We start from the raw sequence: 24,129 nt of genomic DNA, 5'->3' as shown, positions 1-24,129 counted from the left end.
CACTCTCGCATAGAGAGACGCTCCTTTTTTCCATGAACACTGTTAAGAGCGAGGAAGTAAATAAAATATTCCTCCGTTAATGACGGAAACGATAATGCGTGGTTTGTATTGCTGTTCCAACGCCTCTTTTTCGATATAATAACATTCCGGCTTCTCTTCGATTTCTTCATAAAAGTGGTCGAGAAGCGCCAAATCTTCCGCCCATCGTTCTTCTGCTTTTTCCGCCCATGTATGGTCGTCCGCGGCAATGCGGCTGCGAATATATTGTTCTAAACGGCCAATCCCACTTTTCGGTTTGATGAGCGGCGAAATCGTAAAACAGTAATCAGGAATTTTCGGCGTGAGCTTCCGTTTTAGCAGGAACTCATGAAATTGTTCGATGATCGTTCCGCTAATTAAGTGCAAGCCGAGCGATAAAATTTGATCTTTCTTGCGGTCGCATTGATACGAAATTTTTACGTTCAAGCCAAGCCAAGGATGGAGCGGGATATGCGTGTGCTGGGAGGCATCGGGTTCTTCATAAAGGCGGATGAAGCTGCCGCGCTTTTGCGCGGAGCGAAAAATTTGGTGCAATCGCGGCGAGCCGAAATGCAGCCGCTCCCCCTGCAAAGCTTTTGTCTTTTCTGTTGATTTTGTAATCAGCGTCAGCTGCATCGGCTGCGGCGTGCCGCCGGTCCGTTCGATATAATGCCAATAAAACGGCCGATTCATTAACTCTTTGTCCATTTCGATCGTCAGCTGCACCGTCATATATTCGTCATTTGCCTCAAGAATCGCGCATTCATTGGCGCGGAAATATCGCTCGACAAAATGGCGGATTTCATGTTGCTGCATACTGTTCTCCTCCTTTGGCAAGCTGGCCAGCTAATTCAATCATGGCTGTGATATTTTCCATTTTGATTTTCATTTCGCCTTCGCTTCTAGAGTGAACTAGCGCATCTTGCAAATAATGCTCCAAGTTGGCAAAGTTCATTTTCGCCAAGATGTCGTCGAGTTCGCCGATGACCCGTTCAAACAGGCGGATTTTTTCATACAGGAGCGTTAAAATATGTTCTTCGACCGTATTTTTGACCGCAAAATTATAGATGTAGACGTCGTCCGTCTGGCCGAGGCGGTGGACGCGGCCAATCCGTTGTTCAAGCCGCATCGGATTCCAAGGTAGGTCATAGTTGATGACATGGCGGCAAAACTGCAAGTTGATTCCCTCTCCGCCCGCCTCGGTGGCGATAAAGACTTGGGCGTGGTTTTTAAATAGTTCTTTCATCCAGTCTTTCTTTCCGCGTTTAAATCCGCCGCGAAACGGGACGGAAGAAATGCCGTTCTGTTTTAAAAACCATTGCAGATACAGTTGAGTCGCCCGGTATTCGGTAAAAATAATGACTTTGTCATTAATGGAGCGAATCAGCTCCAGCGCTTTTTCCGCTTTTGAGTTGGTGGTGACGGCATTGATTTTTTCCATCAGCTGCCCGAACGAAGCGGGAACATCGCCTTCGTATTTGTCCATCATATTTTTGACGGTGAGAAATAGGGCTTCCCGGCTGCTGCATGCTTCCCTTAGCATCGTGATCAAGGAAAATTGGCTGCCGAACAATACTTCTCCGTCTCGTTTTAACGCTTGCACCGCCTCGTACAGTTCACGTTCTTCTTTTGTAAATTCGATGAGCACGGGCTCTACATGGCGTTTCGACCATTCGATGCCGGTATCGGCGCGGCGGTTGCGGATCATCACTTTATTGACCAGTGCTTTTAAATGCTCGTTCGTTTGCAAGGAGCGCGTTTTGCCGTACGTTTTCGCAAAATATTCAGCGTTCCCTAAATGGCCGGGCTTTAGCAAAGAAACAAGATTGAAAATTTCCTCAATCCGATTTTGAATCGGGGTGGCGGTCAGCAATAAACAAAACTTCTTTTTTAAATTTTGCACGAATTCATAGTTTTTGGTTTTATTATTTTTCAGCTTATGCGCCTCATCAATGATGATCATGTCGTATTGCTGCTTGTAAATGATTTCACGGTGCGGGCTTTTTTTAGCGGTGTCGATCGAGGAAACGACGACATCGCATTGTTCCCATACATAGCTTTTTTTCTGCTGCACGGCGGGAATAAAGAACTTTTCATTCAGTTCTGTCACCCATTGCGATACGAGGGAGGCGGGAACGAGAATGAGCACCTTCTTTACTAGCCCGCGGATCATATATTCTTTTAAAATAAGCCCGGCTTCAATCGTTTTGCCAAGTCCGACCTCATCGGCAAGGATCGCTTTTCCGTTCATGTTTTCGACGACCTGTCTTGCGACTTCGAGCTGATGCGGAAGCGGTGTTAAGTGCGGCAAATGCTTTGGCGCCTGCAAGCCGTCAAATTCAGGCACGCTTAAATGCATTGCCGCCTCCAATGCGAGCTGGTACATTTCCCAGCTCGCCCATGGACCGTCTTTTTCAAACCGCTCGATAAATTCCTCCTTCCATGCCTCATCCATTTCGATGTTCAGCATCACATTCATCTCCTTCCCTTACTACGAATATTTATTTTTTTTATTACTGTAAACACCCCAATAATTACTAACATTTATTATTTATTAATATTTAAAAGTTCGTTATTTTCCTATTGCCCTTCTTTGTTTGTTAATGGTAGTATAAAGTTAGAAAGTTAAAAGTTATTTTTCGATTTTTACCTTCATTAGTTTGCCCGTTTTCTTGAAAATTATATATGCAGCGGATGAGAACAAGGGGAGAGACTACGTGATGTAGCGCCGAAGGAGCAAGCGGAAACGCGAATCTCTCAGGCAAAAAGACTCTTGTTTGACGCAGCTCTGGAGAGCGTTCACCATCCGTGAACCACCCAAGAGGAAACCTATTTACAATAGGGAAACTTTCAGGTGCCAGGACAGAGCCCACCACTCATGATGATGAGGGGGGAGTCTGTCCTTTTTGTGTTGATGGAAAAACGAGGAGGGAACAAAATGTTAAAACGCACGCCGCTATTTCCTGTTTACGAGCGCTATGGCGCCAAAACGATTGATTTTGGCGGATGGGAACTTCCTGTCCAATTTTCGAGCATTAAAGAAGAGCATGAAGCGGTGCGCACACGCGCAGGTCTATTTGATGTATCACATATGGGCGAGTTTGTCGTCAAGGGGAGCGGGAGCCTCGCGTTTTTGCAAAAAATGATGACGAACGATATCGCGAAATTAACAGACGGCCGTGCGCAATATACGTTGATGTGCTATGAAGACGGCGGCACCGTTGATGATTTATTAATTTATAAAAAAGCGGATGGGAAATATCTTCTCGTTGTCAATGCCGCAAATATAGAGAAAGATTTTGCTTGGTTGAATAATCACGCATTCGGTGACGTGCAGCTGGAAAACGTTTCAGCGGAAATTGCCCAGCTTGCGCTGCAAGGACCACTTGCGGAACAAGTGCTGCAAAAATTAACCAATATTGATTTATCCGCGCTTAAGTTTTTTGCGTTTCAAGATCATGTCGACCTTCAAGGAGTGAAAGCGCTTGTTTCCCGCACTGGATATACAGGGGAAGACGGATTTGAGATTTATTGCCACGCCGAAGATGCGATTGCCCTTTGGGAAGCGATTTTAGAAGCAGGAAAAGAAGAAGGCGTTATTCCATGCGGGCTTGGCGCGCGCGATACGCTTCGTTTTGAAGCGACATTGCCGCTTTACGGCCAAGAGCTGTCAAAAGATATTACGCCAATCGAGGCAGGGCTTGGATTTGCGGTGAAAACAAACAAAGAGATGGATTTTATCGGAAAAGATGTGCTGAAAAAACAAAAAGAAGAAGGAACCGCACGAAAACTGGTCGGTATCGAAATGATTGACAAAGGCATTCCGCGCCACGGCTATAAAGTGTTTGCCAATGGCGAAGAAATCGGTTTTATTACGACAGGAACACAATCACCGACATTAAAGAAAAATATCGGCTTGGCGCTGATGAAAACGGAGTTTGCCGGGCTTGGCAGCGAAGTAGAAGTGGAAATTCGCGGAAAACGCCTAAAAGCAAAAGTCATTGCGACGCCGTTTTATAAGCGGGCAAAGTAATAGAAAAGGGGAGAATGGAACGTGCTGCATCGATATTTGCCAATGACGGAAGAAGATAAGAAGGAAATGCTGAAGGCAATTGGCGTTGACTCGATTGATGATTTGTTTGCCGATATTCCGGAAAGCGTGCGTTTCCATGGCGAATTAAACATAAAAAAGGCGAAGTCGGAGCCGGAGCTGTTCAAAGAGTTGGCCGGACTTGCCGCAAAGAATGCCGATGCGAAAAAATATGTCTCCTTTTTAGGAGCGGGAGTATATGACCATTATATTCCGGCCATTGTCGATCATGTTATTTCCCGTTCTGAGTTTTATACGGCATATACCCCGTATCAGCCGGAAATTTCGCAAGGCGAACTGCAGGCGATTTTTGAATTTCAAACGATGATTTGCGAGCTGACCGGCATGGACGTGGCTAACTCGTCGATGTATGACGGCGGAACGGCGCTGGCGGAAGCGATGCTGTTAAGCGCCGCACATACGAAACGGAAAAAAATATTGCTGTCGAAAGCCGTCCATCCGGAATATCGCGATGTCGTGAAAACGTATGCGAAAGGACAGCATCTTGAGGTAGTTGAAATTCCGTTTGCAGGCGGCATTACTGATTTAGAAGCGCTAAAGGCGGAAATGGCCGACGATGTCGCTTGCGTTATCGTTCAATATCCGAACTTTTTCGGGCAAATTGAACCGCTAAAAGACATCGAGCCGATTGCGCACGGTGAAAAAAGCATGTTTGTCGTTGCCAGCAATCCGCTCGCACTCGGCGTGCTCACCCCGCCGGGGCAGTTTGGTGCCGACATTGTCGTCGGTGATGCGCAGCCATTTGGCATTCCGATGCAATTTGGCGGACCACATTGCGGCTATTTTGCCGTCAAATCGGCACTGATGCGGAAAATTCCGGGACGGCTTGTCGGGCAGACGACCGATGAAGAAGGACGGAGAGGGTTCGTATTGACGCTGCAGGCGCGCGAGCAGCACATTCGCCGCGATAAAGCGACGTCCAACATTTGCTCGAACCAGGCGCTAAACGCGCTTGCCGCGTCGGTGGCGATGACGGCGCTCGGCAAAAAAGGCGTCAAAGAGATGGCGATGATGAACATTCAAAAAGCGCAATATGCGAAAAATGAATTGGCAAAACGCGGGTTTACCGTGCCGTTTACCGGTCCATTCTTTAACGAATTTGTCATCCGCCTGTCCAAACCGGCAGGAGAAGTCAATAAGCACCTTTTGGAAAAAGGCATCATTGGCGGATACGACCTCGGCCGCGATTATCCAGAATTGGCAAACCATATGCTTATCGCGGTCACAGAATTGCGGACAAAAGAGGAAATCGACACGCTTGTGAAAGAATTGGGGGATTGCCATGCATAAAGATCAGCCGCTTATTTTTGAAATCAGTAAACCAGGTCGCATCGGATACAGCTTGCCGGAGTTGGACGTTCCGGCTGTCGATATCGATGAAGTTGTGCCGGCGGATTATATCCGCACGCAAGAACCGGAGCTTCCGGAAGTATCGGAACTCGATATTATGCGCCATTACACCGCTTTATCAAAACGAAACCATGGCGTTGATTCCGGTTTTTATCCGCTCGGTTCGTGCACGATGAAATACAATCCGAAAATCAATGAAAACGTCGCCCGTTTGCCAGGATTCGCCCATATCCACCCGCTTCAGCCGGAAGAAATGGTACAAGGGGCGCTGGAATTAATGTACGATCTGCAGGAGCATTTAAAGGAAATTACCGGCATGGACGCCGTGACATTGCAGCCGGCCGCGGGCGCCCACGGCGAATGGACGGGGCTGATGATGATTCGCGCCTATCATGAGGCAAACGGCGATTTCCAGCGGACGAAAGTAATCGTTCCTGACTCGGCGCACGGCACCAATCCGGCTTCGGCGAAGGTCGCCGGCTTTGAAACCATCACTGTCAAATCGACGGAAGACGGGCTAGTTGACTTAGAAGATTTAAAACGCGTCGTCGGTCCGGATACAGCGGCGTTGATGCTGACAAACCCAAACACGCTCGGCTTGTTTGAAGAAAACATTTTAGAAATGGCGGAAATCGTCCACGAAGCCGGCGGAAAGCTGTATTATGATGGAGCGAACTTAAACGCGGTGTTAGGCAAAGCAAGACCGGGGGATATGGGTTTTGATGTCGTCCATCTCAACTTGCATAAAACGTTTACCGGTCCGCACGGTGGCGGCGGTCCAGGCTCTGGTCCAGTCGGGGTCAAAGCCGACCTCATTCCGTTTTTGCCGAAGCCGGTCGTGGAAAAAGGCGAAAACGGCTATTATCTCGACTATGACCGCCCGCAGTCCATCGGTCGTGTAAAACCTTTCTATGGCAACTTCGGCATAAACGTCCGCGCCTACACATATATTCGTTCGATGGGGCCAGATGGTTTAAAAGCGGTGACGGAATATGCCGTGTTAAATGCCAACTACATGATGCGCCGTCTCGCGGAATATTACGATTTGCCGTATGACCGCCATTGCAAGCACGAATTTGTCTTGTCCGGCAAACGGCAAAAGAAACTTGGCGTCCGCACGCTTGATATCGCGAAGCGTTTGCTAGATTTCGGCTTCCATCCGCCGACGGTTTATTTCCCGCTTATTGTCGAGGAATGCATGATGATCGAGCCGACAGAAACGGAATCCAAAGAAACGCTCGATGCGTTTATCGACGCGATGATTCAAATCGCCAAAGAAGCGGAAGAAAATCCGGAAATCGTGCAAGAGGCGCCTCATACAACCGTTGTCAAACGCCTTGACGAAACGACAGCGGCGCGCAAGCCGATTTTGCGCTACCAAAAACAATAAAGAGAATGCCACAGGCGATTCATTCTGCTGGGAATGGATCGCTTGTTTTTGTATATTAATGATAGACAGAAAAATGGGAAATCATCTGTTTTTTATTGACATAAAAATTATGTTAGTTTAGTATATAAACTAATGTTATTAAACAGAAACAGTAAGCCGTTTTTATTTGTACGTCACAGAGGAAAGAAATAGAAGACTAAGGAGCGGAATCAGCTTTGGCCGTAGGCGATCGGCGGATTGTGGAAAAAATAAACAACAAAGAATTGCTGCGTGCGTTTATATGTCATGGATCACGGGATAAATTTTTTTAATATAGCCGATATCGATGATATTGGCCAGAGGCTTATCCGCCTATTTGCGCGGCATGCTAAATCAAGTTTGCAGAAGGAATGACTGTATATGGTGCGAACAGGAAATATAGGACTTGTCAAAAAAATCAATAAACATATCGTATTAAAGCTAATTCGTGAAAAAAATAATATTTCGCGGGCGGAGATCGCCAAAATCACCGGATTAAACAAGGCGACGGTATCAGCGTTAGTCGATGAATTAATTTCCGAACATTTTGTCAGCGAAAGCGGAATTGGCGTTTCCACCGGCGGCCGCCGGCCGCTCATGCTCCGCTTTAACGAAGCGGCTGGCTCATTAATTGGCATAGAGTTAGGGGTCAACTACATTTATGCTGTGTTAACTGACTTAAACGCCGAGATCATTTGGGAAAAGATGTCCCATTTCCGCGCCAATGAAAAGCAGGAAGCAATCATTGAAAAAATGATCGCGATGATTCACGAAGCCATTCGCCATGCGCCAACGACTCCGTATGGAATAATGGGCATCGGCATTGGCGTGCCGGGGATTGTGAATACAGAGGAAGGACTTGTCATATTTGCCCCAAACCTTCATTGGGATCATGTTGCTCTCGCTTCCATTCTTCAAAAGCAATGGCCAAATTATCCGATTATTATCGAAAACGAAGCAAAACTGGCAGCGCTTGGCGAGAAATGGTTTGGCGCCGGCAAAGAGTTTGCGAATTTTGTATATGTCAGCGCCGGAATCGGGATCGGCGCCGGAATCATCATTCACAACCAGCTATACCGCGGAATTGATGGCATTGCCGGCGAAATCGGCCATCATGTCATTGACATTCACGGCGTTCGTTGCAACTGCGGCAATAACGGATGCTGGGAGATGTACGCGTCAGAAAAGTATATTCAGCGTCGGCTCGAGCAGGAACATTATCATTCCATGTTAGAAGGCTTTTCCGTAGAGAAAGTACGCGCATTAGCTGAACGCGGCGACAAGCAAATGGCGCAAATATTGGCGGAGGTCGGCCATTACCTGGGGATTGGCATTTTACATATCATTTATGCGTATAACCCGGAAGCCGTTATTGTCGGCAGTACGATTGGCAAGGCGGGCAAATGGGTGCTGGAGCCGGCACGGGAAGAAGTCGAAAAAAGGATATTAGTGAAAAATGGGAACGGTCCGTTCATTATTCCATCACAGTTATTGGAAAAAAGCTGTGCGATCGGCGCCGTGGCTTCTGTACTAGAAAAAGTAGTGATGCCTTCGGAGTTAGAAGTCATTTCCTAGCAGTCTAAACTGGGTGCCCTAAACGTTTTTTGGGCACCTTATTGCATAATAAATCCTTCACTTTGGCAGAAAGTAAAGCGGAGCCTACTGTTTTCTTTATAATTGACATGAGAAAAAAGGATAGATGAAAGCGTTTCGCGGCTTCCATCTATCCTTTCTAGCTGCCTTAAGCTTTTTTCTTGATTTTTCCTGTCCACGTTTTAAAACCGCCTTTTAAATGGTACAAATCGCGGTAGCCTTTGCGGTACAGCATTTGCGCGGCGCGGCCGCTGCGCAGCCCGTTTTGGCAATATAAATAAATCGGCTGATCTTTTCGCAGCTCTTTCATGCGCATGCGCAGTTGGGTCAAAGGAATATTGCGCGCCCCTAAAATATGTCCAGCCGCAAACTCATCCGGTTCGCGGACGTCAATTAATTGCGCTTTGCGGTAACCGGCGCGGAATTCTTCTTCCGTCAACGCTTTCACCATTTTTCGCTGCATCAAGTAGGTGACGACCGAATAAATGATAATCGCGCCGAGAAGGATCAATAGTACTTTCACAAGCCAGTCCTCCTTTTTGTACATTCGCTAACATCTATTATATAAAGGTTGCTATTCGGAAGCAAAGCATTTTCATAGTAACGCCATGAAAGGAAAGAGGAACTTTTTTCACGATATAGCGTTTTTCTTTCCATGTTCCGTTTTGTTTGCTAAACTAGTAAACGCGAACTTAAAAAAAGAAGGGTTGAAAGATGGCAAAAGAAGTATGGCGCTTTATTGACTCTGGCTATTGTTCCCCGTCGTTTAATATGGCGCTTGATGAAGCGCTGCTCGATTGGCATAGCGAAGGAAAAATTCCGCCGACGATTCGCTTTTACGGCTGGAATCCGCCGACGCTATCGATCGGTTACTTTCAAAAAGTCGAAAAGGAAATTGATTTAGAAGCGGTAAAACGCCATGGCCTCGGGTTTGTGAGACGGCCGACAGGAGGGCGCGGCGTTCTCCATGATAAAGAGCTGACGTATAGTGTGATTGTTTCCGAAGAACATCCGGATATGCCAAAAACGGTGACCGAGGCGTATCGGGTGATTTCGCAAGGAATTTTAGAAGGATTTCGTTTTCTCGGCTTAAATGCCTATTTTGCCGTGCCAAGAACGGAAGAGGAAAAAGCGGATTTAAGAAGCCCAAGATCTGCCGTCTGTTTTGATGCGCCGTCATGGTACGAGCTTGTTGTCGAAGGCCGCAAAATTGCCGGCAGCGCGCAGACGCGGCAAAAAGGGGTTATTTTGCAGCACGGCTCGATTTTGCTTGACTTGGATGAAGATTTGCTTTTCAGCTTGTTTAAATATCCAAACGAACGGGTAAAAGAGCGCCTGCAACGCAATTTTAAAAACAAGGCGGTGGCGATTAACGAATTGACCGACCGCAAGATTACGATCGAAGAAGCGAAAGAGGCGTTTTATAAAGGATTTGAAAAAGGGCTCGATATCGTTTTAGAACCGTATACGTTATCGTCGGAAGAGCTCGAATATGTTCATGAATTAGCGCGTACGAAATATGAAAGTGATGAATGGAATTTCAAACGCTGATTGGCAACATGGAAAATCATTCATTTATCGGCAAAAAAGGCGGGATTTTTCCGTTTCTCTCCTTTTTTCGCCGTTTTCTATTGTTTTTTTTATTTGACAAAATGAAAAACAGTTGACCTAAACACAATATATAGTATGTTTTTTATTAAAAACCATACTATATATTGTTTTTTTATGGTTAATATGGTAAGGTAGAATGGACAGAACACGCAGGCAGAAAAGTGATAAAGAAATAGAAAGAAGAGGAGAGATTGGAGAATGACGGTCGCGTCTTCGGAAAAAATGAAAATTAATATCGAAAAGCTAAACGAGGATATTCGCCTTTTTCCGCAAGTGCATCCGATTACGGAGGAGATGAAAATTACGCATAAAGGTGTTTCCCGTTTAGTGATGTTGGATCGCTACTCATTTAAAGATACGGAAAAATTGACGCTGGGAGTCGGCGATTTTGTCGTATTGACGATTAAGGAAGATCCGAAATTCCCGGCTCGCGGCTTAGGTTTTATCGTCGATATCGATTGGGAAACGAAAAAAGCGAAAGTGCTCGTGGAGGAAGAATATCAGCACGTGCTTGAAGGAGAAGAAGCAGAGACGGGAATCGTCGTCCGCTCGCTTGATGTGATCGACAAACCGCTAGAAATCTTTTATGAACAAATCGCCAAACGCAATGCGACAGGTTTGGCAGCGGTAGAGAAAACAGAAGAAAAACGGAAAGAGTGGTTTGAAAAGTTTTATCAAGAGCTTGTCAGCTTAAACTTTGTGCCGGCAGGACGGGTATTGTACGGCGCAGGGTCCGGCAAAGAGGTAACGTATTTTAACTGCTATGTTATGCCGTTTATAAAAGATTCGCGCGAAGGCATTTCCGAACATCGCAAACAAGTGATGGAGATTATGAGCCGCGGGGGCGGCGTCGGCACAAACGGTTCGACATTGCGTCCGCGCAACACGCTAGCGCGCGGGGTGAACGGCAAATCGTCCGGGTCGGTTTCCTGGCTTGATGATATTGCGAAATTGACCCACCTGGTTGAACAAGGTGGCTCCCGTTAAACACGCGCCAAACGGCGGGAGTAAAATCTCGCGAATTGCTGGAACCCCCTAAAGCCAACTTGACCACAACGTAGCCGGCGACGGCAAGCGTGATGGTTTAAAAACAAGTTGGATGCAACAATGGGCAACCAGCAGCCAAGCATCTCTGGAAACGGAGATGAAGGTTCAACGACTATTGAAACTTCCTACAGCTCCCCATACAATGAATATAATTATAAAAATGTTTGGAGTGAGGGAGCCATGGAAGGAGTAAATCGTAACACTCGGCAACGGGGTTACGAGGTGCGAGACAAAGAAGAGATGTTGAAGCATTCTCTTCTTTGATGATATAGTCTGACCTCCGCTCGAAAGACGGAGAGCTAGGCAGAAATGACCTAGCCCACTCCATCATATGGAGTGAGTAACAAATAGCGTGGCGCGCAGATGATCATGCTTGCCGACTGGCACCCGGACATTATCGAATTTATCGTATCGAAAATGCAAAACCCGCGCATTTTGCGCTACTTGATTGAAAATATGGAAGACGAAGGCATTAAAAAAGCGGCGCAAGATAAACTGAAATTCACGCCGCTTACCGAGCGGGAACGCGCGATGTACCAAGCCATCGTCAATTATAAAAACGCACCGGACTACGGCGGCTTCAGTGAAGAAATTATTAAAGAGGCCGAAGAAAAATTGCGTACAGGCGGCACATACACGGTGCATAACCCGGACTTTTTAACGGGCGCCAACATTTCCGTCTGCCTGACGAAAGAGTTTATGGAAGCCGTCGAAAAAGATGAAGAGTACGAACTGCGCTTCCCGGATGTCGAAACTTATTCAGAAGAAGAAATGCGGATTTACAATGAAAAATGGCACGAAGTCGGCGATGTGCGCGAATGGGAGAAAATGGGATACCGCGTGCGCGTGTACCGCAAAATTCGCGCCCGCGAGCTTTGGAAGCTGATTAATATTTGCGCGACGTACTCCGCGGAACCAGGCATTTTCTTCATCGATAACGCCAATGACATGACGAACGCCCGAGCGTACGGTCAAAAAGTGGTTGCGACCAACCCGTGTGGTGAATAATCGCCTCACGTAAAAAACTGCGGAATTAAGCGGGGAGGCTGAGATGCTAACCCGAACCGAAGGCTGAGCCTAAAAACTCAGTCAGGGGCAACGCATAGGTGGTGAACCTGCGAAAGCAGAATATAATCCACCCACGAGGCCGCAGCATTGCACACGCTTTAATTATTATTCGTATTTAAAGAGAATTAAGGTGGCGTTAATGAACAGGGGATATGCAGGTTTTTATAAAGGACATTATTTACGAAGCTCATATGAATATGCGTATGCCAAATATCTTGATCATCACTCAATTCCTTGGAGCTACGAAGATTGTGTATTTGATATTGGATATAAATTGTATAAACCCGACTTCTTCTTATATGATCAAAAAGGAAAACTTGTTAAAATAGTGGAAATTAAATCGAGAAGTAAAGACGCAAAAATGAATGCGAGAGAAGCATTGAATATTATTGAGGAACAGCATCATATAAAGTGTGAACTAATCTCTTATGAAGAGCTGCTTGACTTGTATAAAACATTGCCTTTTTCTTTAACATCAACTATTGAGGAATGGATAAAATCAGAAAATACCACTATTAGTAAAGTCGCTTATGGTGAACTTAATGGTCATTATAATTTAAAACATGATGAGGAAACTAAAAAGAAAATAGGAGAGCATACTAGAAGCTTATGGCTATCTAATGGTATAGCAAAACAAAGAATGTTGGAAGGATTAAAAAAGTCAGGTTTAGCTCAGAAAGGAAAAATAAAAAAGCCAAGAGAAAACAGAACTTGTGAAGAGTGTGGAAAGATATTTAAAGTTATCATTACTTCAAAACAAAAGTTTTGCAGTCGAACTTGTGCAGGTCATCGGGCAATTAGGCATGCCACAAACACATATGTTGAAATAAGAAATGAGGTACACCATAATATACGGGAATATATTATTAAATGGTCAAGAGAAAACTCAGATATAGTTGTTAAAACACCTTTAAACAAAATCAAAACTACTATTCAATCCTTAATTAGGGATATTGAAAGGGAATTTCAAGTTAAGGATCTCAGAGTCATCTCAAAATCAGTATTTGGAGAAGATCGGGGAAGGAAAGAGTTAATTAAATTTATGAAAAGCGTGTGCAATGAAGATGTATGCTGAGCTAACGGGAAATGAACCGTTAGAACTAGGGGATAAAAAGCCCCTAGGGTAACATAACTGGAACAACCTCTCGCACCATATTCCGTCTGCAACTTGGCAGCCATCAACTTAGCGAATATGGTCGATAAAGAAAAGAAAGTCGTCGACTATGAAAAATTAAAACGCACCGTCGAAATCGGCGTGAGAATGCAGGACAACGTCATTGACGCAACGCCGTATTTCCTGGAAGAAAACAAAAAACAAGCGCTCGGGGAGCGCCGCATCGGCCTTGGCGTCATGGGATTGGCTGATTTGCTCATTTACTGCGAAAAAGAGTACGGTTCCGAAGAAGGAAACAAGCTTGTCGATGAATTGTTCAAAACGATTGCCACGACCGCTTATCGCGCGTCGATTGAACTGGCGAAAGAAAAAGGCAGCTTCCCATTCCTTGTCGGAAAAACGGAAGAAGAAACGCAAAAACTGCGGGAAGCGTTTATTAACACCGGCTATATGAAACGGATGCCGGAAGATATTCGCCAAGATATTTTGAAATACGGCATTCGCAATTCGCATTTGCTGACCGTGGCTCCGACGGGATCCACTGGGACGATGGTTGGGGTCTCCACAGGACTTGAACCATATTTTTCCTTCTCTTACTACCGCAGCGGCCGCCTCGGCAAGTTTATTGAGGTGAAGGCCGATATCGTTCAAGAATATTTGGACAAGCATCCGGATGCGGATCCGAACAACTTGCCGCACTGGTTTGTCACGGCGATGGATCTATCGCCGGAAGCGCATGCGGATGTGCAATGCATCATTCAGCGCTGGGTTGATTCGAGTCTGTCAAAAACGGTGAATGCGCCGAAAGGATATACCGTTGAGCAAGTGCAAAAGGTGTACGAACGTTTATGGCGCGGCGGCGCGAAAGGCGGCACGGTGTATGTGGACGGAAGCCGCGACGCGCAAGTATTGACGCTGAAAGCGGAAGAAAATACGATCGAAGAGCAGCTCGAACTGCTCCCGGAAGAGGGAGAGGACAAAGAAACAAAACGAGCCGTTGTTCTCGTCGATACGATTCAAGACTTGCGCGCAACCGATGTAACGATCGGCTCCGAAGTCGGCAACATTTGTCCCGTTTGCCGCGAGGGTACGGTCGAAGAAATCGGCGGCTGCAACACATGCACGAGCTGCGGTGCGCAGCTAAAATGCGGACTGTAAGAAAATAAATAAGCAGAGAAAGCTGGCTTCAACCATGAGGCCAGCTTTTTTCATTCATAAAAACATGAAAAAGAAAATATAGTAGTATAAGGCGTAATTTACTGACTAAGGGGGATAACAATGCTGATCCATATTGTGCAGCGAGGGGAAACGCTTTGGGAGATTGCCCAGCGCTACAGGGTGCCAATCGAGCGAATTGTCGCGGCCAATGGTCTGAAAGATGCCAACCGCCTCGCGGTCGGGCAGGCGCTCGTCATTCCGGTTCCATATCGCTATCACACCGTTCGTCCAGGAGAAACATTATGGACGATCGCCAGGAGATATGGCGTTTCGCTGAGTGCGATTGTTCAGGCCAACCGAATCAGCAATCCTTCTGTCCTTTACATAGGAACGGTTCTTCTTATTCCGCCAAGAACCCACACGGTGCAGCGGGAAGAAACGTTGGGGCAAATCGCCGCGCGGTATGGGACGACCGTGCAAGAGATCCTGCGAGTCAATCGGATTGCCGATCCAAACGTAATTTCCCCCGGCATGGTATTAACGATTCCTCATTCTAAGCAGATCATTGAAACGAATGCGTTTACGATTGATCCAGGAGAAAAAGGAGCGCAGCAAGTCAGGGAAGTAGGCCGCCATTTAACGTACGCATCTCCGTTTGCGTATACAATCAGAGCAGATGGCGGGCTCAATCCGTTCAATGATGCAGCCATCATTCAGGCTATAGCGGCAGAAAGGGTCGTTCCAATGATGGCGATCACCAATTTTACGTATAAAGATCCGGGATCCAGATTGGCGCAAACGGTCCTTTCCGATACACAATTGCAAAACCGGCTGCTTGACAATGTTGTCCGTACGATGCGGGAAAAAGGATATCGCGGGTTGAACATTGATTTTGAAAACGTCTATCCGTCTGATCGTGAGAGGTATAATCAATTTTTGCAGCGCGCTGTGGAGCGGCTTCATCGCGAAGGATACTTTGTTTCGACTTCTCTCGCTCCAAAAACAAGCGGAGAGCAAAAAGGACTGTTATATGAGGCGCATGACTACCCAGCCCATGGGAGAATTGTCGACTTTGTCGTGCTGATGACGTATGAATGGGGATACCGGCTTGGCCCGCCGCAGGCGATTTCCCCGATTCATCAAATTAGAAGAGTGCTTGATTATGCGGTCAGCGTGATACCAAGAAACAAAATTTTTATGGGGTTTCAAGTTTACGCGCGCGATTGGGTGCTTCCACACGTACAGGGGCAAGAAGCGGAAACGTTCAGTCCGCAGGAAGCAGTAGAACGTGCGATCCGTTATGGCGCGGTGATTCAATACGATCCAATCGCAGCATCCCCGTTTTACCGCTATGTCGACAGCCAAGGGCGGACGCATGAAGTTTGGTTTGAAGACGCCCGCAGCGCCCAGGCGAAATTGGATCTGGTAAAAGAATATCAGCTAAGAGGAATTAGCTATTGGGTGCTTGGTTATTCTTACCCGGAAAATTGGACATTATTGGAAGGTAATTTTCGCATTCGCAAGTTATGATCAATGGTCTTTTCAGGCGAGGTGCGTGTAAGCGGGTTACTCCGACAGCACGCGCTTTTTTTCGTTTGTGGGGAGGTTGTTTATAGCTGCTGCAATTCGAGCCGTTTCTTTATTTGATGAATTTCCACGTCATGCTTTCCAGTTTTTGCGCTTAAATAGTCGATGTCGATTTTCGCGTTTCTCCAGTCATTGGAAAGCAGCTCAAACATCCGGCGGTGCCCGGCCAGTTCATCATCAATTTTTTTGAAATGGCTTCTTGTTTCCATCATGAAATTGTCTAGTTTTTCTTCCCAACGTTGCTGCCGCTCTTCCAACCGCTGCTGTCGTTCTTCCAAGCGAAGTTGATTTTCTTCGAGCCGCTGTTGTCCCTCTTCGAGACGAGCGAGTTGCTCATGAACCGGCTGCCGCTCTTCTTTTAAAACGGTGCGAAGCAATTCGATTAATTCTTGCGCCATTTTGTGCCCCTTCTTTCTATTGACTCCATTGTACCATTGCTGGAATGGAACGTCATGATAGATAATGGGAGAAAAGGGGAGTTTTTTTAAAAGAGGCGGAGGAGAAATGAATGATTCATCAAATGGGATTGTATAAGAGACCTTTCCGCTCCATCCAATCTGGAAAGAAAACGGTGGAAGTGCGGTTATATGACGGAAAGCGCCGCGGCATCAAGTCGGGGATATCATCGAATTTGTAAAAGTGCCTGATGAAAAGAAAACTGTGAAAGTAAAAGTGATGGCATTGCAGCCGTATGAAACGTTTGGCGATATGTATCGCGAGATTCCGTTTTCCTTTTTTGACTGTGAAGGGTGGACGATGGAGGAAATGCTCGAGGTGACATACGCCATTTATACGAAAGAACAGGAGCGTCAATGGGGGCGTTAGTCATCTATATCCAATTACTGGAGAATTAGAAGGCGAGAGGAGAAGATAAAGATGTCGTTAGAGATGATTTCTGAACGGTTTCGCCGCTTTGCCATTCACGAATGCCGTGGGTCTAGTGAACTGTACGAACAGCTGTCATTAAACATCGCCGAAGATGAGGAAATGTTGCGCCTTGCTTCAGCCGCTCGAAGCGGTCAGCCGATTCCGAACTTGTTATTTGGAGCGGTGCATTATTTATTGCTCAAAGGATATATGCATGAGCTGCGCGATTTTTATGGAAGTATAGTCGATCGGCCGCGAAACCCGCAGCACGCTTTCCCTTATTTCCGTGATTTCTGCATCCATTATCAAGAAGACATTACAGCAATTTTGGCAAGTAAACTCGTGCAGACGAATGAAGTTCGGCGTTGTGCGTATTTGTATCCGAGTTTTTGTTTTATTTATGATATGGTCAAAAAGCCTTTATCGCTTATTGAAATTGGCACAAGCGCCGGTTTGCAGCTGGCGTGGGACAAGTACCGGTACGATTACGGCCTGCATGAAACATACGGAAACCCGCATTCCAATGTTTTAATCACCTCCGAAATTCGCGGAGAGCGCTTTCCATTTTTGCTGCCGAAAAGTCCTCCGGTTGCGGAACGGGTGGGAGTTGATTTGCATGTGAATGACTTGGAAAACGAAGAAGACCGGTTATGGATGCAAGCGCTTATTTGGCCGGAGCATAAAGAGCGGCGAGAATTGTTTCAAAAAGCCGCCCGCTGCCTGCAGCAAACGCCTGTCCGCTTCGTAGAAGGAGATGGAATAGCGCTCTTGCCTAATATCGCGGCGACGATTCCGGAAGATACCGCTATATGCGTTTTTCATACACATGTGGCCAATCAAATTCCAGACGATGCGAAACATATGTTGCTAGAGCGGATTAAGGAAATCGGCCAAACGAGAAATATCTTTCATTTGTATAACAATATGTGGGATATGAAGCTGCATCTTGACTGCTTTGTTGATGGCAAGGAATACAACAAAATCATAGGGGAAGCAGATGGGCACGCCCGTTGGTTTCGCTGGGAGCTTGATCGCAGTTAATTTAGTGAAAAGGCAGAAACTCGATCTTAAAAATTATGGATCAATCGTTGTCAGACAAATTGTTCAACAAACAATGGATGAAAAAAGTTTTGCTGATTATTGCGGTGGAAGCAAAATGAACATCATCAGCGTCATTTTCCAGTCTAAATATAAAAGCAAAACGATCCGAGCCAATCATGGAAATGACGCCGTTCAAAAAGTTTGCCACCTGCTCGGTAATCAAGCTTTTGACAATAGCTGTGTCATTCGTCACGCGGCTGACCGTTTCACCGGTGCGATAACGATCGTAATAAGAGATGGGAAGTGCTAATAATTTTTTCCATAGTCGTTCTCGAAGGCGAGAAACGATGGTTCTGCCCGTATGATTGATGAAATAAATAGAAAATCCGCTCGCAAACGTTTGCGCCACAAACGCCTCGATGAGCAACGCGATAGTGGTTTTATGTAACGTAGCTAGCGTAAAACCGTCGACTAAATGTTTGGTAAACATCGGAACCGCTAAGTTTACCAGTGTCGCCATCAAACTTAAAGAAAGCGCGGTAACCATCACTACCTTTGAGGGTTGGGTCGTTTGAATGAGTCGAAAAAAGGCACGAAAATCAAGTTTTTCTTGTTGTCGTTTTTCCACTTTATCACCACCTCTAATTTACATATCGATATATATATATGTTACATCATTTTTATGAATGAAATATGAACAAAAGTTTGCAGTTGTAAGGCAACATCATACGATATTTTTGTTCTACGCAAGTATAATGGGGAAGGTACGGAATCGGCAAATACGTGTACCCGGATGACGATGCCCAGCGGCTGGAGATGACGATGCGCCGCTATGTCGCCGAATTTTTTCCGGGAGCAGCGGTGCAATATTTTACGTAATCCTTGTCATTTTAAGACTCCATGATATAATAATACTGATTGTTATTTTTTTCTTACAATGGTTTACTGGGTACCGTCAAGAATTTTGTGTAATGTAAATGGGGTAGGGTTTCTCTGAAATGGATTTGAATTGATAGGGGACTGATTTTCTCCACACAGGAGACTGAATATTCAGTCTCTTGTGTGGAAAGGGAGAATCCCCTTATTTTGTTTATTTACAATATTTGGTTAACAATAACGTTCTTCAAACATTCGTTGAAGGGCTTCCTGCGCTTCGGCAAATCCTCTTAACTTTCGCCCTGCCCATTTCTCATTAAAATCTTGGATGGTCAAATACACGACTTTTTCCGCGGCTTCTAAACTGCTCAAACTGTTCATCGGCTTTAGACGTTTCCGAATCTCTTTGATCGTTCGTTCGATGACATTCGTCGTGTAAATCACACTTCGAATACTGCTTGGATAATCCATAAATGTAAGGAGGACATCCAACTCATTGGCCCAAGATTGAACTTCTCTTGGATATTTGCTGGACCATTTCGACTCAAACTGTTGAAACATTTGTAACGCCATCTCCTTATTCGGCGCGCGATAAATCAGCTTGAGATCCTCGGCCACTTCGAATTGGTCTTTTTTCCGAACACGGCTGAGGGTGTTGCGGACTTTGTGCACGACACAGCGCTGCACATCGGCTTTCGGATACACCGCCTTAAAGGCTTCCTCCAGCCCCGGAAGGCCATCGAAGACGCCAAGAAGCACTTCCTTGACGCCTCTTTGGTAGAGGTGTTGAAGAATTTCCTGCCATCCATAGGCGCTTTCTTGTCCTCCCACGAAGAAATCCAGAATTTCTCGATACCCTTCTTCATTCACTCCTAACACCACATAAATGACTTCTTTCTCTACCGTATCGCGGCGAAGTTTCACGTACAAGCCGTCCAAATATAAGACAGAATAACGTTTGGATAGTGGACGATGGTGCCATTTCTCGATGTCTTCTTTCACGACATCGGTAATACGGCTGATCGTCGCTGGAGAATAAGCATTTCCTAGAATTCGTTCGATAAACTTGCCAATTTCCCGTGTACTCATGCCACTTTGATACATCCTAATGATGGCTTCCTCCAGCCAGCCGGTGTGGCGTTGATAAGGGGCAAACAACTGTGTTTGAAATTCCCCGTTTCGGTCTCTTGGAACCAAAAGACCCTCAATCCGGCCATATTGCGTATCTAGATTTCGCTGATAGTAGCCGTTTCTCATATTCGGCGTTCCAGCCTGTTCGATTTCGAGGAAATGTTTGATTTCTTCCCGCATAATCAGCTCTAATTTTTCCTTCACAAACTGACGAATGACACTTTCCAGTTGATTTGCCCAGTCGACATTCGGTATACTTCTTTTAGACATAGGTAGGGTACTCCTTTCTCTAAGATTTTTGGTCCAATCAGAGAATACCCTACCTTTTTTCTTTTGTTCTAGCAAAATGCTTTACACAAACTTTTATACATCATCGTTTACTGGAGGGGACAGAAATTGCCGACACCAAGCATGGAAGATTATATTGAACAAATATATAATTTAATTGAAGAAAAAGGATATGCCCGCGTATCTGATATCGCGGAGGCATTGTCCGTACATCCCTCCTCGGTGACAAAAATGGTGCAAAAATTGGACAAGGACGAATATTTAGTTTATGAAAAATACCGCGGTTTAGTGTTGACGGCGAAAGGAAAGAAAATCGGCAAGCGGCTTGTATATCGCCACGAACTGCTCGAGCAGTTTCTGCGCATTATCGGCGTGGATGAGGAGAATATTTACCGCGACGTTGAGGGAATTGAACACCATTTAAGCTGGAACGCAATCGACCGCATCGGCGATTTAGTGCAATATTTTCAGGAAGATCCAAACCGCATTGAGGCGCTTCGAAACATTCAAAAACGTAACGAACAAGAAGAGTAAGGAAAGGCTTACTCTTTTTTGTTTTTCGTACTAAATCGCTTTTCTCCTTCTTACATATATATAAACGGGCAAGTAAGGGGGAGACAGCGTTGGATATTGACATCGTATTTTCTGGCGGTGGTATGAAAGGACTTGCATTCCTTGGTGCCTATGAAGCGATTGAAGCGAAAGGACTGCGCTGGAAACGGCTTGCTGGGACGAGCGCGGGATCGCTTATTGCTGCGTTGATCGCCGCGGGTTACACAAGCAAGGAAATGATTGAGTTGCTGGATGGATTGGAACTGCAGTGTTTTCTGGATGAGCGGAAATATCTGTTGCCATTTTCCGTATGGAAATGGGTACGAATTTATTGGCGAATGGGATTGTATAAAGGTGAAGCGTTGCAACAATGGCTAGAAGAGATATTGGCGGCACGGGGCATAAAAACGTTTGCCGATTTGCCAAAAGAAAGTTTATATATTGTTGCATCGGATGTAACAAATGGACGAATGCTAATTTTGCCGGATGATTTGCCGCAATACGGGATGGATCCGGCATCGTTTCCTGTCGCAAAGGCGGTGCGGATGAGCATTAGCATTCCATATTTTTTCGAACCGGTCAAATTGCAGACAAAGGAAGGAAAATGCGTTATCGTCGACGGAGGCGTGCTCAGCAATTTCCCGCTTTTTTTATTCGATGAGGAAAAGAAAGTAAAAAAACGACCTGTTCTTGGCATACAGTTAAGCGCGAAGCTGGTGGAAAGGCCAAAGCGGAAAATTAACAATGCGATTGATTTATATGAAGCGCTGTTTGTCGCCATGAAAGAAGCTCATGACGCCCGTTACATCTCGCGGCGCCATGAAAAAAATATTGTGTTTCTTCCTGTTAAAAATGTTTTATCCACGGAATTTTCCATCACCCCTGAAGCGAGAGACAGCTTAATTCGATATGGAAGAGAAAGAACGGAACAATTTTTAAAAAATTGGACGTATTGAAACAGGAAGCAAGCATGATAGCTTCTTAGCATCGTGTTGCTGCCCAAAAAAGAGCGATTGGTTTTATGAAAAAAAAGAATCAAGCTAAAAAGACGCTCGATTCTTTTTTTTGCTTTTTTTTCCATCGATGACCGTTAAACTCACATTTCGCACCCTAACAAGGTCAAAACAAAGGATTTTTTATTTAGTTTTTCAGAATAACTTTTTGACCAACACAACGAGCGATGGCAATCCTTTTTTTACCATCGCTGGTCGTTCCGTATCACGTTACACGTAGATGCTCTCATCCATGCCCAATCCCTGCAGAATCCTTCGCTGATCAGGGGTAAGGGAGCGATCCAGTGAGCGTTGGATGCGCCCATCCGGCAGCTTGAACAGGACGACGTTCACATATTGAAACAGCTGAAAAATCGCCTGTCCCGTCGGCCGGGTCAGCTTGCGGCCTCCAGGACCCTTCAACGGGTGTTCTGGAGTAATAAACTGACGCACTCGGCGCTGAAAAACGCGGTAAATAGCCAAGGCCAACAGAAACAAATAGCCTAATACTGCGACCCGTTCTGGTTTTTTGACGTAAATCTCATCCGTGAAAAACGGATCTTTCAAAAAAGCGAAGTTCATTTCCACCGAGATCTGCCCTTTATACAGCTTCAAGATCTCTTGGGCATCCATGGGTTGGCCCTTCCATTCCTTCGGAACGGTCGTGACAAGGACAAACCGGGACGCTTTCCGTCTCGCCTGTTCCCACGCGTCTTGGTCGAATTCGACGTCAAGGTGCAAGAAATACAGCGTCTCCACCTCGGGTTCCGCCCCTTTTTTCGGCCGTCCGCGCCGTTTTTTCAGGCGTACGATCTCTTCGACCGCGGCCTCAACCCGATGAAACCGGGGGCGAAGGGACGCCTTGAGGGACGCCAAGGCTTGTTCGGCATCTTCCCGGCAGGAGAAGGGGTGACGCTCCCAACGGGCTTGTTCCTCGCGAAGAAGCTCCGCTTCTTTGGTTCGTTCTTTTTCAAGCGTCTTTCCTTTTCGCTGGTCGAGCGCGCTCGATTCAACAACGATCAGCCGAACGGGGTGGCCTTCATACGTCGAGGCCGTTTCCCATACCCGGTACGTGGCGCCGTTTCTCTCCGCCAACGTAAAGGGATCGCTCCACGTCGTGTCCTCAGCATCCGCTTCGGCCAGCGCGGTTTTCACGATCCGGAGCGACGAAGGGCCTCTGGTGATCAAAAAGGCGTTGGCCGCTTTGGTTTGCGCCAGGGTCTCTTTCGTCATCGCGGCGGAATCGGCCACGTAAATCCATTCGTCTTCGATTTTGGCCTGCTTCAGCTGTTCATGGACACGAGACAGCACCTCGGGATTCCATGTTTTATCGGGCAGGTTGCCATCGTGCACATCGCCGTAAAACGGGATGCCGTCCTCGTTGCCGACCAGTCCGAAACCGATCTGTTTTTGCCAACGATGATGGCGGTTGTAGCCATGTGTGATTTGTAAGGCCTCTAACGAGGCCGATTCATACGCGCCGTAAACGGTCTTGTCCGTCGTATCGGCGTGGAAGGCTCGGAGGGAAAGGCCTTCTTTTCGATAAATATGAATCAAGCAAGTGCTGATGACGTTGTGAATGCCAGCCTCATACAGGCGATCGAGATGACGGGCCAACGCATCGTCGTTCAACCAGGAAGGATGGAGATCGGGACGGATGAGTTTCTCACAATCGACCTCCTGAGCCCAATGTTCCAAGTGAACAAGGGCTTGCCGGCCGTCAAACACATTGTAGAGGATGGCCTGAACGGCATCGCTGACTCGCGTTTGGCACTGCGGATCGACGGGCACGAGATGGTCAATCAATTGAGGCAGACCCAGTTTCTTGAATAGGGCACTTATTATATTCAAATAAGAATTGCGATAGACCTTTTTGACTTGAACGTTCATAAGTGAAAAACTCCTTTACGTTCCTTGTGTGTCAAGGATTCATTCGACATCGGAACGAAAAAATCCTCCCGATTTTCGTCGAGAGGGTGCGAAATGTGAGGTTAAATGGGTCGTTGACGCCCGTTTTCTCGGCGGCCGTTTCATCTTTAGATGAGCATTGGATGTTTTTTGTTTTCTCGCCGCTTGGGGATGGAGTTTTTTCGATTGACGCACCGCTTTTAAATAGGCAAGATGGTCTTTGTTTGTACGGCGTTGATACATAAAATGATAGAAAACGTATATTGCTGCGATGACGAGCATCACGAACAAAATTTTGCGAAACAGAGCAGTCGGATGGGAGAAAAGCGTGTATAGAATGCCGAGCACTCCGAGAAAAAGGGTAATCCCGACAAGCGGATGAATGGTACCGCGCCGCAATGAGTCCACC

At 46.2% G+C, this 24,129-nt stretch carries 18 protein-coding genes, 5 pseudogenes and 1 riboswitch; of the genes and pseudogenes, 15 read left to right on the top strand and 8 right to left on the bottom strand.

The window, feature by feature from the left end; all coding sequences use genetic code 11:
• Positions 1-42: 42 nt before the first annotated feature.
• Positions 43-834: a YqhG family protein gene (locus tag BDD39_RS09705; protein WP_166910243.1), complete on the bottom strand. Its 792-nt coding sequence runs from the start codon at positions 832-834 to the stop codon at positions 43-45.
• Entirely contained in the window at positions 821-2,488 is a 1,668-nt protein-coding gene (locus BDD39_RS09700; RefSeq protein ID WP_380630386.1) for a DEAD/DEAH box helicase, read from the bottom strand. Before BDD39_RS09700 ends, BDD39_RS09705 begins: the two co-directional genes overlap by 14 nt.
• Positions 2,489-2,712: 224 nt before the next feature.
• Positions 2,713-2,801, top strand: a riboswitch (glycine riboswitch).
• A gap of 155 nt (positions 2,802-2,956) precedes the next feature.
• Here BDD39_RS09700 and gcvT point away from each other — a divergent pair.
• From gcvT to BDD39_RS09680, 4 genes are all read left to right on the top strand, one after another.
• The gene (gene gcvT, locus BDD39_RS09695) at positions 2,957-4,051 is read left to right on the top strand and encodes a glycine cleavage system aminomethyltransferase GcvT (RefSeq protein ID WP_166910239.1); all 1,095 of its coding nucleotides are present in this window, start codon (positions 2,957-2,959) and stop codon (positions 4,049-4,051) included.
• A gap of 21 nt (positions 4,052-4,072) precedes the next feature.
• Positions 4,073-5,419, top strand: a complete 1,347-nt coding sequence (gene gcvPA, locus BDD39_RS09690; protein ID WP_166910237.1) for an aminomethyl-transferring glycine dehydrogenase subunit GcvPA — start codon at positions 4,073-4,075, stop codon at positions 5,417-5,419.
• Positions 5,412-6,869: an aminomethyl-transferring glycine dehydrogenase subunit GcvPB gene (gene gcvPB / locus BDD39_RS09685; RefSeq protein ID WP_166910235.1), complete on the top strand. Its 1,458-nt coding sequence runs from the start codon at positions 5,412-5,414 to the stop codon at positions 6,867-6,869. The genes gcvPA and gcvPB overlap by 8 nt, the downstream gene beginning before the upstream one ends.
• Before the next feature lie 399 nt (positions 6,870-7,268).
• On the top strand, positions 7,269-8,462 hold the full coding sequence (locus BDD39_RS09680) for an ROK family transcriptional regulator (protein ID WP_166910232.1): 1,194 nt from the start codon (positions 7,269-7,271) through the stop codon (positions 8,460-8,462).
• A 166-nt stretch (positions 8,463-8,628) separates the two neighbouring features.
• On the opposite strand, the gene BDD39_RS09675 is transcribed toward BDD39_RS09680, so the two are convergent.
• Positions 8,629-9,003 carry a rhodanese-like domain-containing protein gene (locus tag BDD39_RS09675; RefSeq protein ID WP_166910230.1) on the bottom strand — a complete coding sequence of 125 codons (375 nt, stop codon included), beginning with the start codon at positions 9,001-9,003 and terminating at the stop codon, positions 8,629-8,631.
• Between the two features lie 191 nt (positions 9,004-9,194).
• Between BDD39_RS09675 and BDD39_RS09670 the strand changes: the two genes are divergently transcribed.
• The 6 genes and pseudogenes from BDD39_RS09670 to BDD39_RS09640 all read left to right on the top strand — a co-directional run bounded on the left by BDD39_RS09670 (position 9,195) and on the right by BDD39_RS09640 (position 16,008).
• On the top strand, positions 9,195-10,031 hold the full coding sequence (locus BDD39_RS09670) for a lipoate--protein ligase family protein (RefSeq protein WP_166910228.1): 837 nt from the start codon (positions 9,195-9,197) through the stop codon (positions 10,029-10,031).
• Positions 10,032-10,289: 258 nt separating this feature from the next.
• Positions 10,290-11,075, top strand: a pseudogene (locus BDD39_RS09665) (ribonucleotide reductase N-terminal alpha domain-containing protein); the annotation flags it as partial.
• A 414-nt stretch (positions 11,076-11,489) separates the two neighbouring features.
• Positions 11,490-12,143 (top strand): annotated as a pseudogene (locus tag BDD39_RS09655) (vitamin B12-dependent ribonucleotide reductase); the annotation flags it as partial.
• 202 nt (positions 12,144-12,345) lie between these two features.
• Positions 12,346-13,281, top strand: a complete 936-nt coding sequence (locus BDD39_RS09650) for a PDDEXK family nuclease (protein WP_166912366.1) — start codon at positions 12,346-12,348, stop codon at positions 13,279-13,281.
• Positions 13,282-13,341: 60 nt separating this feature from the next.
• Positions 13,342-14,478, top strand: a pseudogene (locus BDD39_RS09645) (vitamin B12-dependent ribonucleotide reductase); the annotation flags it as partial.
• Positions 14,479-14,598: 120 nt separating this feature from the next.
• A complete protein-coding gene (locus tag BDD39_RS09640) occupies positions 14,599-16,008 on the top strand; it encodes a glycoside hydrolase family 18 protein (protein WP_166910224.1) in 1,410 nt (469 codons plus the stop codon).
• A gap of 80 nt (positions 16,009-16,088) precedes the next feature.
• On the opposite strand, the gene BDD39_RS09635 is transcribed toward BDD39_RS09640, so the two are convergent.
• Positions 16,089-16,463, bottom strand: a complete 375-nt coding sequence (locus tag BDD39_RS09635; protein WP_166910222.1) for a hypothetical protein — start codon at positions 16,461-16,463, stop codon at positions 16,089-16,091.
• A 110-nt stretch (positions 16,464-16,573) separates the two neighbouring features.
• On the opposite strand from BDD39_RS09635, the pseudogene BDD39_RS09630 reads away from it, so the two are divergent.
• Both BDD39_RS09630 and BDD39_RS09625 read left to right on the top strand, forming a co-directional pair.
• Positions 16,574-16,890, top strand: a pseudogene (locus tag BDD39_RS09630) (ASCH domain-containing protein).
• 51 nt (positions 16,891-16,941) lie between these two features.
• Positions 16,942-17,973: a DUF2332 domain-containing protein gene (locus tag BDD39_RS09625; protein ID WP_166910220.1), complete on the top strand. Its 1,032-nt coding sequence runs from the start codon at positions 16,942-16,944 to the stop codon at positions 17,971-17,973.
• Between the two features lie 40 nt (positions 17,974-18,013).
• Here BDD39_RS09625 and BDD39_RS09620 read toward each other — a convergent pair whose 3' ends face one another.
• Positions 18,014-18,601 (bottom strand): ABC transporter transmembrane domain-containing protein, encoded by a 588-nt coding sequence (locus BDD39_RS09620; protein WP_166910218.1) that lies wholly within the window; start codon positions 18,599-18,601, stop codon positions 18,014-18,016.
• A gap of 128 nt (positions 18,602-18,729) precedes the next feature.
• Here BDD39_RS09620 and BDD39_RS09615 point away from each other — a divergent pair.
• Positions 18,730-18,852: pseudogene (locus BDD39_RS09615) on the top strand (spore photoproduct lyase family protein); the annotation flags it as partial.
• 228 nt (positions 18,853-19,080) lie between these two features.
• Here the strand turns inward: BDD39_RS09615 and BDD39_RS09610 are convergent.
• Entirely contained in the window at positions 19,081-20,250 is a 1,170-nt protein-coding gene (locus BDD39_RS09610) for an IS256 family transposase (protein ID WP_166907073.1), read from the bottom strand.
• A 126-nt stretch (positions 20,251-20,376) separates the two neighbouring features.
• On the opposite strand from BDD39_RS09610, the gene mntR reads away from it, so the two are divergent.
• Positions 20,377-20,802: a transcriptional regulator MntR gene (mntR, locus tag BDD39_RS09605; protein WP_166910216.1), complete on the top strand. Its 426-nt coding sequence runs from the start codon at positions 20,377-20,379 to the stop codon at positions 20,800-20,802.
• An 89-nt stretch (positions 20,803-20,891) separates the two neighbouring features.
• Positions 20,892-21,776, top strand: coding sequence for a patatin-like phospholipase family protein (locus tag BDD39_RS09600; RefSeq protein WP_166910214.1), 885 nt, complete (start codon positions 20,892-20,894; stop codon positions 21,774-21,776).
• 267 nt (positions 21,777-22,043) lie between these two features.
• Here the strand turns inward: BDD39_RS09600 and BDD39_RS09595 are convergent, their stop codons facing one another.
• Both BDD39_RS09595 and BDD39_RS09590 read right to left on the bottom strand, forming a co-directional pair.
• Positions 22,044-23,702 carry an IS1634 family transposase gene (locus BDD39_RS09595; protein WP_015863777.1) on the bottom strand — a complete coding sequence of 553 codons (1,659 nt, stop codon included), beginning with the start codon at positions 23,700-23,702 and terminating at the stop codon, positions 22,044-22,046.
• A gap of 39 nt (positions 23,703-23,741) precedes the next feature.
• A complete protein-coding gene (locus tag BDD39_RS09590) occupies positions 23,742-24,119 on the bottom strand; it encodes an SA1362 family protein (protein WP_166910212.1) in 378 nt (125 codons plus the stop codon).
• Between the last annotated feature and the right edge of the window lie 10 nt (positions 24,120-24,129).

Origin of the sequence: Saccharococcus thermophilus (genome assembly GCF_011761475.1) — a bacterium.
GTDB lineage: Bacteria > Bacillota > Bacilli > Bacillales > Anoxybacillaceae > Saccharococcus > Saccharococcus thermophilus.
Note: the sequence above shows the minus strand (reverse complement) of the source record. Positions and strands in the feature narration are given on the sequence as shown.